We start from the raw sequence: 16541 nt of genomic DNA on the forward strand, positions 1-16541 counted from the left end.
CGAGCCGCAACGGTGATCCTCGCGCCCGATCAATGCTCGACACTGCGCACGGAATGCCTGCGGCGGCCCTCCCTCTCTGGTCTTCTCTGTGCCCTCCGTATCTCTGTGTTTCAAAACTCTTCTGAAAGAAAACACAGAGGCGCAGAGATCACAGAGAAGGGAAGGCAATCCCGCGCGCTGACGGCTGGGCAGCCCTCCAACTAGCGCCCCGGCCTTCGCCCCTGGTCAGCCCGGCCGATGCGGCTCGAAGATCGTCCGCCGCTGCTGGTCCGCCAGATGCCGCGCCTCGTTCGCCTCGTCGTACAACCGCTGCTGAGACCGGATCGCTTCCGCCCCTGAGACCTTGATCCGCCGATGCGTCCCCGACGAAGTCAGTTTCCGCGACTTCACCGTGTCCGCAAAGCAGACCTCGAGAATATGGATCAACCGATCCCGGCACCGCGGATCCTCCACCGGCACCAGCAGCTCCACCCGCCGATCCAGATTCCGCGGCATCCAGTCCGCGCTCGAAATGAAGACCCGGTCATCCCCGCCATGATGGAAATGGAGAACCCGGGCATGTTCGAGGAAGCGGTCGACGATACTCACCACCTCGATGTTCTCGCTCAGATCCTTCACCCCCGGCCGCAGGCAGCACACGCCGCGAACGTTGAGCTTGATCTCGACCCCCGCCTGTGAGGCGTCGTACAGGGCATCAATCAGCGTCGGATCCACCAGGGCATTGAGCTTCGCCCAGATCCGCGCCGGCCGCCCGTCGCGCCGGATCTCCGTCTCCGCCCGGATCATCTCCAGCAGCTTGTCCCGCAGCCCCAGCGGAGCGGCCGCGATCCGATGGTACTGCAGCGGCTGCGAGTAACCGGTCACGGCGTTGAAGAACGCAATCGCGTCCGCCCCCAGGTCCGGATGACAGGTCAGCAGGCTCACGTCGCTGTAAATCCGCGACGTCTGCTCGTTGTAGTTCCCCGTCCCGAAATGGACGTACCGCTGAATCCCCTGCGGTTCCCGGCGGATCACCACGCAGACCTTGGCGTGCGTCTTGAGCCCCTTCACGCCATAGATCACCTGGGCGCCAGCCTGCTCCAGCTGCCGCGCCCACTCGATGTTCCGCGCCTCGTCAAAGCGGGCTTTGAGCTCGCAGATCACCGTGACGTTCTTCCCCCGCTCCGCCGCGCGAAGCAGGGCCGCGACGATCGGGCTGTCGCGGCTCGTGCGGTACAGCGTCTGCTTGATCGCCAGGACATCGGGATCGTCCGCCGCCTGCTCGATGAACCGGACCACCGGCTCGAAGCTCTCATACGGGTGATAGAGCAGGATGTCCTGCAGCGAGACCGCTTCGAACACCGAGGAGCCCGGGGGCAGGTCGGGCGAAGGAAACGGCGGCCAGCTTTCATATTTGAGATGGTCGAAGCCCGGCCGGTCGCTGATCCGGAAGAACGCCGAGAGATCGAGCGGACCCTTCGAGGGGTAGAGCGACTCCGGCACGATGTCGAGAGCGTGGCGAAGGAAGTGGGTCAGCTCCGCACTCGCGTTCTCCAGGATCTCCAGGCGGACATAGTTCCCGAGCCGGCGGGCGTCGAGGATGTTCGACATCTCCTCCATCAGGTCTTCGGCGGAGTCCTCACGGACGCTCATGTCGGCGTTCCGCGTAATCCGGAACGGGATCGTCTCAAGGATCGTCTCCCCGGGAAAGAAGTCGCCGACGTACAGCGTCACGGCGTCTTCGAGGAGCAGGTATGAATACCCCGCATCCGCCGGCAGGCCGATGATCCGCGAGAGCGCCCCCGCCAGCGGGATGATTGCGTAGCGGAACGCGTCCGCTTCCGCCCCTTCGCCTGGAGCGAGGCGGACGCAGACGTTCAGCCCCTGGCTGGAGAGGAGCGGAAACTCAATTTCCCCGCCGACCGCCATCGGGGTCAGCACGGGATAGATCTCGTTCTGAAACACCTGCTTCAGCACGCGTTTCTGCGCGGCGTTCAGCTCCGACGGCCGCAGGCACCGCATTCCGGACGCGGCGAGCTGCGGCTCCAGTTCTTCCCGGTAAACGCGGTACTGCTCCTCGATCATCTGCCGCACGCGGCGGCGGATGGCGGTGAGCTGCTGCTCCGGGGTGAGCCCCGCGGCGTCGGGCCGCATCACTCCCTGCTGTTCGAGGGTCTGGAGACCGCCGACGCGGACGCGGAAGAACTCGTCGAGGTTCGAGGCGCTGATCGCCAGGAACTTGAGCCGCTCGAGCAGGGGGATACTGGTGTCGGCCGCCTCCTCCAGGACCCGCTGGTTGAAGTCCAGCCAGCTCAGTTCACGGTTGAGGTAATTCGTCTTCAGACGGCTCATGTGGCGTGATGAGGCAACAGGGAGGCGGCCAATCGGGGATTTCTGCCCGACACGATACCCACCCTCTCCCGGAAAGCGAAGATCATCACTCATTCCGGGAGGATGGCGGTCCCGTCGGAAGAAAATGTGATTCTCCCATCAAAGATCGGGGCAGACTCCGCGCCGAAGACGAGGCTCCGGGCCAGATTGCCACGGCAAATCCTCCGATAGCCGACATAACTTGTCGTCAGGCGGGGATTGATCTCGATCAGGACCACGCTCTCCGGCGCGTCCGCCGGAACGAGGAAATCGAATCCGATCCACCCGCGGAGGCCGGGAACCTGAGAGAGAACCGATCGAACGAGCGACTCGACCGCCGCCGCGGAAACGCCCTCGGCCGGGATCGTTCCCCCGAGGTAACTCATCCGACCGTCCTCCGAGAACCGCTGTTCCGCCGGCGGAAGGATCGTCGCGGTCCCGTCCGGGTGGACGAGGGCGGCCACCGAACAGGCCCGCCCGGCGATCCAGGGCTGGACGAGCAGGTTTTCGCGCGCGCCAACGAACTCGGGATCCTGCGGAAGCTCGTCCCAGCCGAGATTTGCCGATGGACCTCTCATGAGTCCATCCACGCGACGCGTCTGCTGCGAACCCGCCCCATCCCGCGGCTTCGCGACCACCGGCCACGGCCACCGGTCCGGACCGACCCGCAGTCCCTCAAGCTCCCCGACGACCTCGTCGTCCCAGAGTGCTGCAGCCGGAGTCCGAATCCCCCGCTGACGAAGAAAGCCCGCCAGCCGGAGCTTGTCGCCGCAGAGATCGATCGACTCGACGGAGCCGTTGAGAGCGATGCCCCCCGCGGTATGCACAGCCTGAACGCGAGCCGAAAGAATCCCCGCCGTCTCTGGAGCAATGACCAGGGTCCAGGTCGCCTCCGCTGCCAGGTCCGCGAATGTCCGAATCTCCGCCTGGGGAGAATCGACCTCGACCGCTTCGACGCCGTCCGGAAAGAGGGGCCGCGCCAGCCGGTGATCCCAGGTCGTCACGACTCGCAGGCCGGGGACCGCAGCCAGATCGGCCAGCACCGCCAGCAGCATCGCCCTCCCTTCGCGCTCCAAGCTCTCGGGAGGACGCCCCTCGGACCAGCCTCCGCCGCAGACGAACTCGGAGACGAAGATCCGCTCAGCCACGCGCGGCCTCCTCGGCCGCCGGGGGCAGGATCTCATCCGTCCGCAGCGAGGCTTCGCCGAGACCGAGCGACCGCTTCAGGTCGTCGTAGCGCGTCCGCCAGACCGTGTCGATCCCACCCTCGCCGTCACCGCCGGCCTTTCGCCGCACCCCCCGGATCAGGAGGTTCTTGGGGGTGTGCTCGGTCTCGATGAACTCGAGGACCTGCGTCCGGTAGCCGGCCGCTTCAAGTGCCGCGGCCCGCAGGGCGTCGGTCGCCAGGGCCGCCAGCCGTTCCTTGAGGATGCCGTGAGCGGTCAGGGCCGGAACCGCGTCCGCAGCCAGGCGGGCGGCCACTTCGTGCTGGCAGCAGGGAGCCGCGAGGATGACGGAGGCGGTCCGCCCGGCGGCGTCAATCAGGGCGTCGTCGGTCGCGGTGTCGCAGGCATGAAGGGCGACCGCCAGATGCAGCGGCTTTCCCTCAGCTTCCTTGTCGGCAATGCGCGTCGTCCGGAAGCTCAGACCGTCGAGCCCGAGCCGTTCCGCGGTCCGGCAGCACGTTTCGATGACGTGCGGGTTGTGGTCGAGTCCCAAGATCTCGACCTCCCGCCCATGGACGTTCGACAGCAGGTGGTGAACGGCGAACGTGAGGTAGCTCTTGCCGCAGCCGTAGTCCTGGACGAGGAGCGTTCCTTCGGCCGGGAGGTCCGCGTAGACGTCTTCCACGAACTCCAGGAACCGGTTGATCTGCCGGAACTTGTGCATCATGGCGGCCCGGACATGTCCGTCCGGTGCCATGACTCCCTGGTCGATCAGAAACGGACAGGGAGTCCCATCGGGGATCAGATAGGCCTTCTGCCGGTCATGCGCCATATCCGGCTGCGGACGGCTGCGGGCCTTCTCGCTGAGCTTGACCCGCCCCTGGCGGTCGCGGCGATAGTGAACTTCGGCCCCGGTCGTGGTGAGGACCGCCTGCCGGTAGTCCGACTCCAGAGCGCGTGTCAGCCGGCCGACCGACTCGCCGCGGTCGAGATTCTCGTGCGTCTCGCTGCGGTCAAACTGCAGCGTCCACTGGAGGACCGGCTGCTTCCGGATCACGACCGGGCGGACCCGCAGGCGCCGCGGCCGATCGGAGGGGCCGGGAAACGGGTCTGAGAGAACCGCCTGAACGAGTTCGCCCGCTTCGCAGGCCGCGGCAAACGCTCGAATCAAATCGTCCGTGGACTGCACCGTCGCTCCGTCGCTGAAACCGTTACGTCGTATCCCCGGTCGTCCGGGCGGTCACGTTCAGTTGTTGGCCGGTGCGGCTTCGGTCGTGGCGGCCGCGTCTTCGTCCGGAGCAAGTTCCGGCAGGATGGGGCGGCGGTCCGGATAAAGGTGGTAGATCGGCTGCGTGAGGCCGGTCTCGCGGATGCAGACGACCAGTCCGTCCTTCGTTCCCAGATAGAGCCGGTCCGTCCGTGAGTTGCTGATGCGGATCGGGAAGTCCCGGACCGACAGCGACGGGGCTTCCGGCTTTCCGGTCTTGCGATTCAGGATCAGGATGTTCCCCAACTCGTCGGCGGCGTAGACCCGTTCGTTCGACACGGAGACGAAGTTGGTCACGTTGACGTTGCGCCAATTCTGAACGCCGGTCTGATTGTCGAGGGAGTACAGTCCCCCGCGTTCCGCGACGACGAACACCGCATCATCCACAGGTCGGGGCTGGAACCGGACGGGAGAGGAGGTTGAGAAGGTCCACCGCGTCACGCCGGTCACGGCGGAGATGCAGTAGACCTGCCCCGCCACGTCGCAGATGTAGATCGTGTCGCCGCGGTAGGCGACCGGCGTCGTGATGGGGCTCCCCGCTTCAAACTGGAACTTCAGCTTCACTCCCTGGGCATTAACGGCGTAGAGCGTCCCGCTGGAGCTGGCGAAGGTGACGAGGGTATTGTCGGACGACGGGGGAGAAAGGACCGGGCGGGCGGTCTGGTACCGCCATCCCCGGGCGCGAAGCGACCACTGCGGCAGCATGCCGGCGTCGCTCAGCTTGTGGATCGTCCGCAGATCGAACTGGTAGACGCTGGAGTCGCTCATCGGCACGTAGACGTTGTTGTCGTCCACGCCGGGGGCGGAAGAGGGATGGTGCGGGAGCTGGAGGGTCCAGTTCGTCTTGCCGGTCAGCTTGTCGAGGCTGAACAGAACCATGCCGGCGGAGACCAGGACTTCCGTGTCGTTCGAGTTGGCCCGGAAGCCGGCCTGGATGCTGGGCCCGAGCTGGCGGATCCACATCCGCTTGCCGGTTTCGGCATCGAACGCGGTGAGGCCGCCGGTCCTGGACTGGACGTACAGGACCGTTTCGTCGGCGGACAGGAACTGGACCGTGTCCTGCGACGGATCGATGTGGGCCCGCCCCCACCAGGCGCGGGTCAATCCCCGCGCGTTCAGAGCCTGTTCGGCGGGAAGCGTCTGCGCCTGGGCGACACCGGCCACGAGGAGGCACGACACAACCGCAAAGAGACGCCCCAGGGCGAGCATGGACAGGCTCCGACAGGACAAGACGACAGGCGCGACTCCCGACCGGCCGGCGACGTTTCCGCCGCGGCCGTTTTGATTCAACCGTCCTCAATCGTCGGAAATTGCCGGACGGCGTTCCAGTCTAAACCTGGTCGGCAGACTGCTCCCGGCGAAATTTGGGCGGGCGATCGGCGCGTGCGATTGGGAGTGGCCCGTTCCGGACGGTACGACCGGCCCGACCGATACAGGTGCATTCGGTGAATACTCGATGAGCGCCGGACATCGTTCTGCTCACCGGGTCCAGGGGCACCCTGGTGGGGAGTGCAGAGGGGGCCTGTGTTGTTTTTCTGGCCCTTTGCCCGCCGGAGGCCTGGCGGTCGAGAGTTGTCTGAAGGAGATCGTGTCCAAACGCGGACAACGTGCCGGATGCCCCCACATCAACCCGCAGGGATTCCCGAGCGAGCGGTGAGTACTCAGCGCCTGTTCCACAAAACGGACGCCCGTTGCTTACCACGGTTCCTCACAGGACGGCCTCCGGCGGCAAGGGGGCGTGGCCCCCTTGACCCCTGGCTGCCGTAGCACATTGGGTTTGACGTGGCATGGCCGTGCCGGCAAGGGCGATGTGCCAGCCGATACGGATGGGAAGAACCGGTCCCGGATCGCTATCCTCCGGAATCGTCGGGAACGCCGATCCGTCCCACTCCCTCCGCCCCTCCCCGAAACACGCCCGCCATGCCCTGGTTTCGCCCAACGGACGACGACCGCGCCCAGTTCGAACGGGACGGCTTCCTCATCGTCCGCAGCCTCCTCTCCACCGAAGAGGTCATCCTCCTCAGCCAGGTGGCCCGCGCCGACAAACACCTCGCCGAAACCGCCTACGGCCGCAAAGACGCCGCGGGAGCCGTCGTCACCCTGGCGGTCCGGAACGAGCTGACGGACGACCTCTACAGCGCCATCGCCCGCAGCGCCCGCGTCGTCGGCGCCATGCAGACCTTCCTCGGCGATGAGGTCTACCACTACCACCACAAGCTGATTCTCAAGGAGCCCCGCGTCGGCGGAGCCTGGGAATGGCACCAGGACTACGGCTACTGGTACCACAACGGCTGCCTCACCCCCGACATGGGAAGCTGCCTCATCGCCATCGACCGGGCGACACAGGAAAACGGCTGCCTTCAGGTCCTCGCCGGGACGCACAAGCTGGGACGGATCGATCACGGAAAGACCGGCGACCAGACCGGAGCCGACATGGAACGCGTCGACGTTGCCCTGAAACGTCACGAGCTAGTCCACGTCGACCTCAACCCAGGCGACGCCGTCCTGTTCCACGCCAACCTGCTCCACCGGTCCGACCAGAACACCAGCGAAGACCCGCGGTGGGCCCTGATCTGCTGCTACAACACGCGGCACAACGACCCGTACAAGCCGGGCCGCCACCCTGGCTACTCGCCCATCGCCGTGCTGGAGGACGAGCAGGTCCTCGCTGCCGGGATCGCCCAGAAGGAGCGGATCGACCGGGCCCTCGCCGGCTGAATCCCCCTTGCCGCGGCGGGCGGAGCGCTGAAAATTCCCAATCCTGAGCAAGCTGCGCAGGATCAGCATTCGAGCGGAGTCCGGCGCTGGACCGAAGGCGGTGCGCCCCTAGACTCTCCGACTGGATTCGTGGAGTCGAGACATGTCTGCCGAGAACCGCCCCGTGGACGACGCCGGATCGCCGCGGAATGACTACGACCTGCCGGAACACCTTCCGCCGGTCGAGCCCCCTTCGGCGGGCTTCATCGTTCAGCTCTTCGTCGTCCCGGCGATCATCGTCGCGGTCATCGTCGGCCTGTACCTCCTCTTCTCCCGGATGGCGGCTGGTGAGGCGGACTGGCGGCAGCTCGTGAGCGACGTCCGCAGCGAAAACCCACACGTCCGCTGGAGTGGAGCCAAACAGCTCGCCATGCTCCTCACCGAAGCCGCCAACGCCCCTGCGGGGACGGTTGAGCCTGGCACCGAGTCGCTGACGACGAACCGCGAGATCGCCCAGGCCCTCGTCGAGCCGTTCCAGACTCTTTCCACCAAGTCCACGCTCGCGGATGACGAAGCGCTCCAGCTCGAATTCCTCGGAAAAGCCCTCGGCCAGCTCGACGTCCCGGACGTCGTGGTCCCGCCGCTGATTACAGCCGCCGAGCCAGGAAATGAAGACGAGGCCAAGCGGACGCTCCGCAAGACGTCCCTGAACTCGCTGGCCATGATCGTTGGCCGGACCCGCCAGAAGGGGCATCTGGCCGCCCTCCCCAAATCCTTCGACGAACACCTCATCGCGATCTCCCAGGACGCCGACCGGCTGTTCCGGAACCAGGCGGCCTTCGTCCTCGGACTCTCCGGAAGTTCCGCAGCCCTCGAACGGCTGCAGGCGATGCTCGACGATCCCGAAGAGTTGATCCGGGTCAATGCCGCGGTCGGACTCGCGCGGAACGACTCCAAGCGGGGCCTCACCGTCCTGGAACAGATCCTCCGCGACTCTGCGGAGTGGAAGCTCGACGTCCCCGAGGGAAAGACCGGAGACGACGTCGTCGCGCTCGAAGGCCGCCGCTTCGAGCAGGCCTCGATGCTGAAAAACGCTCTCCAGGCGGTCGGCGACCTCGCGCCGCAACTCTCGGACACGGAACGGGAGCGGCTCCTCAAGGAAGTCCGCCGCATCGGCGAATCCTTCCCGATCATCGAACTCCGCTCCTCAGCCCTGAAAACCGCGGACAAGCTGTCCAAGAAGGGCTGAGCCCAAAAGTCCGCGCGATGAACCCTCACGGTAAATCAGCGCGCCCGGGTGGATTCGAACCACCGACCGACGGATTAGAAATCCGTTGCTCTATCCAACTGAGCTACGGGCGCACGCCGCGGATGAATCCACGGTAGGCTGCGATTCATAACGACTTGCGGCGTTTGCTTCCAGCCGGCATCGAGGACACGCGCGACGCCGCTCCTGGTTCGGTCGCCGCCGGGTTCTGGCGTGCCGATGCCCGTGTGGGACTCCCTCACCGCGAGGAGGACCCCCGATGGATAGGGCGTCTCGGTCCGATGCTACGCCGCCGGGAATCGGACGCGGAACGTCGTCCCCGCCGGGCTCGATTCGACGAGCTCGATCCGGCCGCTCATGCTTTCCACGATGTTCCGGCAGACAAAGAGGCCCAGTCCCGTCCCGGTCTCCTTGGTTGTGAAATAGGCCTGGAACAGCCGGGGCTGGTCCTCGGCGCGGACGCCGTGGCCGTCGTCCTTCACCGTGATTTCGATTCCGGGGGGGGCGGGGCGGGCCGCGATGTGGATCGTCCCCCCCTCCTGGGTCGCGTCGAGGGCATTGAGGATCAGGTTGAGGAACACCTGCAGCACCTGGTCCCGGACAATCTGGACGTCCGGCATGTCCTCGGCGTACTCGACGTCGACGTGCTTCCCCTTCATCCGCTTGTAGTACTTGGCGACGTTGAGGGCCGCCTTGATCACTTCACGGATGTCGCACCGGCGGACCTCGCGGGAGGCCGGCCGGGAGAAGTCGACGAGCTCCCGCAGCGTCCGCTGGATGCGTCGGAGCTGCTCGTCGATGAGCCCCAGCCGCTCATGCATGTCCGGATCGAGCGGCTTGCGGTTCATCATCTGGACGAGTCCGCTGATCGCCGCCAGCGGGTTCCCCACCTCGTGCGCGATCCCCGCCGCCAGAAGTCCGAAGGCCGCCTGCTTCTCCTGCTGGACGAGCATCGCCTGCGACTGCTGGAGCTCGGTCGTCCGCTCGGCGATTCGCTGTTCGAGCAGCTTCTGGTTCCGTTGCAGCTCGGCGTTGAGGTCGGCCAGCTGTTCCCCGGCGGTGTGGACCAGCATCGAGAGGGCCGTGCTGGCCCAGGTGACCCACGCCATGAAGACGAGCATCAGCAGAATCGAGGCGGGCTGGATCGGGGCCGACTGGTTTCCAGAGAAGACCAGCAGACTGAAGCTGAGGGCGTGCAGGGCGAGGGTGAGGTACGTCGTCAAGGGCGTGTAGCGGAACGCGCAGACGAGCAGCGAGAGCAGGTAATAGAATCGGAACAGGCTGTCGATCCCCTGGTCGAAGTGACACAGGAGACCGATGAAGATCGATTCCATCAGCGAGACGAACAGCGGCGTCTCGCTCAGGAAGACCCGCCGCCGCCGGCTCCAGACCGTATCGGCGATGGCGTAGCCCGTCGCCAGGGCCAGGATCCCGTTCAGCTCGAGCTGGTGCTTCGACGGGGAGAGAAAGTTGACGAAGAGGTAGCCGACGCACAGGCCGAACCAGCGGATGCGGATCGTGATCGCTTCGGCCGGGAGTTCCCAGGCGATGCGCTCAGCGGGCGACTGTGGCGGGGGAATGGGGGACAAGAGGGATTGCGACATGCTGGGCGGACGACGGCAGGGAGACGTTTCCGCGAAGGATATCGCAATTGGGTGCCAATCCGCTCGCTCAATCCCATCGTGCGACGGCAGCTGGGGTCAAGGGGGCCACGCCAGCCCGGTGTACGTCTTTGGACAGCGGCCCGGAGTAGGAAAATTGCAGGGCATGCGAGGCGACCTCTGCGACCTGCCGAAAGCATTTCTCATTTCAAGATCCGGGACACTCTGCGACAATCGCCGTAACCCCTTTGTGTTCGCGATTTGCGACCAGCAAAGACGTACATTGCGCTGGTCTCACCCCCTTGCCGCCGGAGTCGCTTCCATGAGGAACCGGGGGAAGCAACGGGCGCCCGCTTTATGGAGCCAGCGTTGAGGACTCCTTCAAAAGACGCCGCTCGCTTTGCAGTCCCCGTGGGTTGGTGAGAGGGCATACGGCACGTTGTGCGCGTTTGGACACGTACTCCTTCAGACATCTCTCGACGGCCAGGCCTCCGGCGGGCAAAGGGCCAGGAAAACAACACAGGCTCCTCTGCACGCCCCACCGGGGTGCCCCTGGCCCCGGATTGTTGGGATGGGGCTTTCTCTTCACTTGCGGCGGCGATACCACCCAGGCACCTTCCCATGGAGCTGCTGAATCGCCGAAACATTGCACGCCTTCGCCGGCCACGTCACCTGGATCGGATAACCGTGGTCCGTCTGGATCCCACCATCCCACCAGAACCAGCCCCCGGAAATCACCCCGGCCACCTCGTGGTCCGCATTGAACACCGGACCTCCGGAATCCCCCGGCAAGAGCGCCACGTCGCACAGGATCACATCGGAATTCGTCGGGGCCGAAGCCGCGGACGAAAAGTGCCGCAGGCAACAGTCGAGCTTCGAACCGCCGCCAAGCCCGGCGATCTCAACCTGATCCCCCGGCCGCACCGCCTTCTCCGCACATTTCACGGGTTCGATTCCCTTCGGAACCCAGACCCACAACAGAGCCAGATCCCGCTGCTTGTCGAAATCGAGCAGCAGCGCCCGCTCCGCCACCTTTCCATTGCGGTACAGGACCTCGATCTCGCGCTTTCCTTCGTCCGGCTCGACGACGTGGTACGCCGTCGCACACAGACCCTCAAAACCTTCGCCGACCGGCTTGTCCTTCGCGACATCGATGACGATGCCGGTGCCGATCGCCCCCTTGAGCGACACCTGGACGATCGCGTCGTGATGCGGCGCGCCGCTCGTCCAGGTCCACAACGTACTCTGCTTGCCAACCTGCGCCGCGGCGTCGGACGCCGGGAACAAGATCAGCCCCAGGCCGATCGCCAGAAGCGGGGTCAGACCTCGCATAACAGCACCTCCGTGCAATCATTGGGTCCGGATGCGGACTCGAGCGAGGTCGCATCCTCTTCCGTCGGCTGCCAACGGCCTGCACGCCCGCAAGGGGACAGGGGTCGTCAACCGGGAATCAGGGGATTGTCAGGGTGAAGCGACGGGGAGACGTATCAGAGGAGTTCATCAAGAAACATCGCGAACACCGAAGGATAGTCTGCGAACCTCTTGCGGGGGCAAGTCGAGTTTCGGAATTCATAGGACGGCCCCGCAGGAACGGCCGAACGTCCGCCGACCCGCGGCTGCGTGCCAGCTCCACCCTGCGCCCAGCCTGCCCGCATCCCTCCGCCCGCGGTTGACCCGATTACTTCGGACCGTCCTTGAGCGTGGAGAGGACATCCTTCGCCAGTGTCTCGTTGACGGACACGAATCCCCACGACTTCAGCACCTTGCCGTCACGGATCGCGACGACCGTCAGGTCCGCCTGCCCGTTGATCCCCCATTCCGGCGGACCGCCCGCGTCTCCGGTGAAGTCGGTCAGGACCGTCGATTCGAACTTGAGCGACATCTGGGCCTTCGGCAGGTACTCCCGGCTCGCCGCGTGATCCGCCGAGAGCCAGACGACGACGAGTTGCGACTGCGGAATCTCCTTCAGTCCGGCGTCGAGCTCGCGGAAGAACCGCCCGGTCGGCCGTCCCCATTTCTCGGCCGGGACAAAGGCGACCAGCGTCGGCTTGGCGGCGCGGTCGGCGACGACGTCGACCTCCTTGCCGGCGGCGTCCCCCGTCGTCACGAAGACCTTGACGGCCGACGGGACCGGGCCCACCAGCGGACCGGATTGGACATCGGCGTAGACAAACGACGATCCCGTGAAGAATGCGGCCAGGGCCGCCACGACGAAGCCTCTCATGGGGCAAGAACTCCTGAGAACGCGAAAGAGTCTCGGAACAATACCGCCGCCCTGCTCGATCAGGGCTTGAGCGATTCCTGCGCGGAGAACAGTTCCTTCTCCGCCTGCTTCAGGTCGTCGCTCAGCTTTTCCAGATCTTCCTTCGCGGGTCGGTCCTGAGCGGCAATCTCCTTCAGCCGGTCCCGCGCTTCCGCGATCGTTTTCAGTGCCGATTCGATCCGTTCGTTCGCATCCCCGAAGTCTCTGCCGGGCAGCCCGGGAAAGCCGCCGCGCCTGCCCGGAAACGGAGGCTGAGGGATCCCGCCGGGAAACTGCGGCGGCGCTATTCCGGGGAATCCGAGAGCCTGGATCCGGAACTGCTGGCCATTCAGCTGGCCGTATCGCTCGTAGAGTTCGGACGCTTCGGGGTGCTTCGTCTTCAGGTCCTCGGCGTTGTCCCCTTTGAACTCCTTGGCGACCGGTTCGCCGTTCTCGATCGTCTCGATCCGGACAGTAATGTCCTTTCCGGCCGTGTCGGTGATCGTGACCGTTCGATCGGTCTCCTGAACCGACATGGTCCGCGCGCCGTTCACGATGTTGACGTTCACCCGCAACGGTCGCCGGGCGGGCACCGGCGCGGCGCCATCGGCGGGGTTGAGCGCCGAGCGGGCCGCGTTGGAGACCTGCGGGAGCCTGGACTCCGAGAGGCTTTCGAGCGCCTCCCGGGCCGCCTTGCGCCCCTCTTCGCTCCCGGCCCGCAGGATCATGCGGAGGACGAGCGTTCCGGAACGGACACTGTCCGGATTTCCGGCCTCGATCCCCTTCTTGAGGCTCGGTACGGCCTTCGCGTCGGTATCGGCGAGCTTTTCGATCGCGTCCCGCCGCTCATTGAGGTTCCGGCTGCCGAGCTGTTCGACCCATTGCTCGATCTGCGCCGTCTCGGCGGCGGGTTCCGCGGAATGGACCTGAACCGCACCGCCGCTCGCCAGGATGAGCAGCCCCGCAGCCGCCAGTGGGAAGAACCGTGGAGTCATGGAATCCCCGTCGCTGAGGTGGGCCCGCGGCTCGATTGTCTCTCGTCCTCACTGCGCCGTCCAGTTTGCAACGGGGGACCAGCGTTCAGCAAATGTGTTTCGTGAAAGTTGGAACCTTCGGGAGGGCGAGGCTCCGGCCGAGCCGCGGCGGTGGAGAACGTCGCCGGTCGCCTCTTCGCCCCCGCCCGGAAGAAGCCGTCGTGGTGGGGGCCCTTCCTCTAAGAAGTCGGCGCGGAAGGTCGACGACGGAGGGAACGCGTTTGCGACCGTTCGCGGCTCAGCAGGAGCTTCGCCCTCCCGGTTCCCTGCGATCCAGTTTGCCCTCCCGAGAGGCGCTACAGACTCTCCTGAGACGCACGCGTTCCGCCTGCGGCCTCGGATCGTCTGGAGGCCCGCTCCTCGTTCACTTCAACACGTCGTTGAGCCACGCTCGGACCTGCGCCCTGATCGGGGACGGCCGCAGCGCCCAGGCGTCGTCGTGGTTGACGAAGCCGGCCTCGGCGAATGTCATCCGGCCGGTGTCGACCTCGGCTTCGGTCAGCATTGTTCGAACGGCGTCGAGCGACGCCCCAGCCACGGGGGAGGACTCCGCCAGGAGGAACTGAGGCCGTCCCTGGAGTCTTGCGAGACGCGTCAGGGCGCTTACCCGGTCGCTTCCGGCGACGGGCCAGGTCCGGACGCCGTCGTAGTGGCTGAAGCAGACCATCCCCCGCCAGCGTTTGGCGATTTCGTCGTCGTGCAGGCCGAGGGCGTTGCAGGCGATCGCCCCTCGCGAGAAGCCGACGAGGACGATCCGGTCGGGATCTCCGGCCCAGCGGCCGCAGACTTCGTCCAGAACCCGCTTCGCGTGTGCGACCGTGGTCGCCGGCTGATGGTCGGGAGCGGAGCCCCACCACTGGGTGACATTCGCTCCCTGCTGATCCAGGTAGGGAAGGCCGACGCAGATCGCCCCGTCCGTTCCGGCGAGGCCGAGCGCCAGTTCGCCATCCTCCACGCGGCCTGTGGAGCGGTCCCCCTGCGGGTTGGCATAGGGTCCGTTCCCCGTCCATTCCGCCACCACGGGGAACTTCTTCGCCGGGTTCCAGTCCGTCGGAAAGGTGACGGTGAAGTAGGCGTTCGGCTCTCCGTCGATCCGCATCAGGCAGCGGCGGCCCGGCGCGGGGGGCTCCTGCGTGAGAGGCGGAAGAACGACATCGGGCGCGACATCCCACACGGTCCGCGATGCCGGCTGGGGGCCGGTCGGGACGAGACGGATCTGGCGGACGTCCATCACCGCCCCCTTTGCGAGCTTCCGGCAGCGGAGCTCCAGCGATTGGGCCGATCCCGCTTCCAGCCCGAGCGTGCCGATCTCGCGCCACCGGAAGTTCTGGAAGTGTCCAGTCTCCTCCACGTCGAAGACGAGTTCCCGGTTGCCGACCGAAACGATCATCTCACTCCCGGCGTGTCCGCCGCAGCCCTGGAGGATCTGCACCTGGTACGCCGAGGGAGCAGGCAGATCGATCTTCCACTCCACCCAGTCGGCCGGGTTCACCCAGTAGCCGACGGTGTTCTTGTGCGTGAGCGGCTCGAACTGAAGTTTTTCGCCGTGGACGATCGCGTCGCTGGCATTCAGCGTCAGGACGCCGTCCCGCCCCGGTCCGATCCGTTCTCCTTCGGCAGCGAGCCGCGGGGTTCCGACGACGTCCAGCACCACAACCGCGGGGGACGCGAGCGCCTCCCCCGCCGCGATCCGCCACTCCGTGGGTGACTGAGAGAATTTCAGGAGTCGCTCGACCGGCGGAGTCCATGGCGGCGCAGGGGCCTCCGCCGGCATCTCGGCGGGCGACACCGCCCCGCCCTGCGGGATTGGCCACCACCATGCCCTGAGGACCACGTTGTTGAGCCGCGGCAGGACGACCTCACGCGTCGCCGTCGGCTGGTCGAAGACGAGGTACAGCGAACCCGGCTGCCGGAACACGCCGGCGCCCGGGATCTGGAGGGCGTCCCACTCAAAGAGGCCGGTGGCAGTGCGTCCAGCCGGCCAACCCGGGAGGGGCTTGCGGCGGAGGATCCGGTCGACGGTCTCGACAAGACGCCCCGCCATCTCGGCGTGGCCGGCCGGATTCGGGTGGTATCCGTCCGTCGTCCAGTCCCGCAGGTTCGTTCCCCCGCCCTCCGCTTTGGTCCACGCCGCGAAGTGGTCGATCACCGGCGTCCCGAATTTTCCGGCCGCCTCGCGCGTGATTGCCGCGTAGGGCTCCAGGCGGACGTTGCAGTGCTCGCCGATTCCGTTCACTGGAGACTGTTGGGCGTACCGCGGTTCAGTCATGAGGACCGGTTCACCGCCGGACCGCCGCACCGAGGCGACGATCGCTTCGAGGTTGGCGCGGAACCGGGTGGGGATGATCCGCTCGGCGGATTGCCCCTTGTCGACATAGCTGTCGTTCGTCCCGTACATGATGGCGACGATGTCGGGGTGGTGGTCGAAGAGAGTCTTCTCCAGTCGCGCGAGGGCTTGCTCGGAGTTTTCTCCGCCGATCCCGACGTTGATGACCCGGACGGTGTGTCCTTTGGCGGTCAGGTCCTTCTCGGCGATGGTGGAGAAGGTCTGTTCGGCTGTCACACCGGGGCGGACTCCCTTGGTGATCGAGTCCCCCAGTGTGAGGACCACGGTGGGCCGGGGTTCACCGGCTCTTCCGGTGGTCGGAAGGGCGGCGAGGAGGAGCCAGAAGAATGCGCAGGACAGCCAGCGAGCCATCGGTACCTCGATCGGTCGTCACGGTTGGAGCCGCGGACGATTGTCCGCCACCGTGGGATCGAGGTGTACGCGACGAGGTTCTTGGCGGCAAACGTCGTCCTGGCCGGCACGGCGTTGCTACGTCAAACCCAACGTGCGACGGCAGCTGGGGTCAAGGGGGGCAACCCCCTTGCCGCCGGAGGCACTTCCATGAGGAACCGCCGTACACAACGGGCGTCCG

The 16541-nt window shown here is 66.1% G+C and carries 11 protein-coding genes and 1 tRNA gene; 2 read left to right on the forward strand and 10 right to left on the reverse strand.

All coding sequences use genetic code 11. The annotated features are described in order from the left end of the window. Positions 1-225 precede the first annotated feature (225 nt). From ppk1 to VT03_RS03180, 4 genes are all read right to left on the reverse strand, one after another. Positions 226-2331 (reverse strand): polyphosphate kinase 1, encoded by a 2106-nt coding sequence (gene ppk1 / locus VT03_RS03165; protein ID WP_082845901.1) that lies wholly within the window; start codon positions 2329-2331, stop codon positions 226-228. An 89-nt stretch (positions 2332-2420) separates the two neighbouring features. Further along, positions 2421-3497, reverse strand: coding sequence for an ATP-grasp domain-containing protein (locus VT03_RS03170; RefSeq protein ID WP_075091649.1), 1077 nt, complete (start codon positions 3495-3497; stop codon positions 2421-2423). Next, a complete protein-coding gene (locus tag VT03_RS03175; protein WP_082845903.1) occupies positions 3490-4704 on the reverse strand; it encodes a class I SAM-dependent methyltransferase in 1215 nt (404 codons plus the stop codon). The genes VT03_RS03170 and VT03_RS03175 overlap by 8 nt, the downstream gene beginning before the upstream one ends. Positions 4705-4761: 57 nt before the next feature. Next, the gene (locus VT03_RS03180; RefSeq protein ID WP_075091650.1) at positions 4762-5991 is read right to left on the reverse strand and encodes a PQQ-binding-like beta-propeller repeat protein; all 1230 of its coding nucleotides are present in this window, start codon (positions 5989-5991) and stop codon (positions 4762-4764) included. A gap of 711 nt (positions 5992-6702) precedes the next feature. Here VT03_RS03180 and VT03_RS03185 point away from each other — a divergent pair. Then, complete coding sequence (locus VT03_RS03185) at positions 6703-7500, forward strand: phytanoyl-CoA dioxygenase family protein (protein ID WP_075091651.1); 798 nt, start codon at positions 6703-6705, stop codon at positions 7498-7500. A 142-nt stretch (positions 7501-7642) separates the two neighbouring features. Next, a complete protein-coding gene (locus VT03_RS03190) occupies positions 7643-8728 on the forward strand; it encodes a HEAT repeat domain-containing protein (protein ID WP_075091652.1) in 1086 nt (361 codons plus the stop codon). A 39-nt stretch (positions 8729-8767) separates the two neighbouring features. Here the strand turns inward: VT03_RS03190 and VT03_RS03195 are convergent. The 6 genes from VT03_RS03195 to VT03_RS03220 all read right to left on the reverse strand — a co-directional run bounded on the left by VT03_RS03195 (position 8768) and on the right by VT03_RS03220 (position 16321). Beyond that, a tRNA-Arg gene (locus VT03_RS03195) sits at positions 8768-8841 on the reverse strand. A 189-nt stretch (positions 8842-9030) separates the two neighbouring features. Beyond that, positions 9031-10335, reverse strand: coding sequence for a sensor histidine kinase (locus VT03_RS03200; protein WP_231870586.1), 1305 nt, complete (start codon positions 10333-10335; stop codon positions 9031-9033). A 597-nt stretch (positions 10336-10932) separates the two neighbouring features. Beyond that, positions 10933-11679: a serine protease gene (locus tag VT03_RS03205; protein ID WP_075091654.1), complete on the reverse strand. Its 747-nt coding sequence runs from the start codon at positions 11677-11679 to the stop codon at positions 10933-10935. Between the two features lie 346 nt (positions 11680-12025). Further along, positions 12026-12571 carry a hypothetical protein gene (locus VT03_RS03210; RefSeq protein ID WP_075091655.1) on the reverse strand — a complete coding sequence of 182 codons (546 nt, stop codon included), beginning with the start codon at positions 12569-12571 and terminating at the stop codon, positions 12026-12028. A 59-nt stretch (positions 12572-12630) separates the two neighbouring features. Continuing rightward, the gene (locus VT03_RS03215; protein ID WP_075091656.1) at positions 12631-13584 is read right to left on the reverse strand and encodes a hypothetical protein; all 954 of its coding nucleotides are present in this window, start codon (positions 13582-13584) and stop codon (positions 12631-12633) included. 403 nt (positions 13585-13987) lie between these two features. After that, positions 13988-16321 carry a GDSL-type esterase/lipase family protein gene (locus tag VT03_RS03220; RefSeq protein ID WP_075091657.1) on the reverse strand — a complete coding sequence of 778 codons (2334 nt, stop codon included), beginning with the start codon at positions 16319-16321 and terminating at the stop codon, positions 13988-13990. Positions 16322-16541: the final 220 nt, after the last annotated feature.

The organism is Planctomyces sp. SH-PL14 (genome assembly GCF_001610835.1).
Classification (GTDB): Bacteria; Planctomycetota; Planctomycetia; order Planctomycetales; family Planctomycetaceae; genus Planctomyces_A.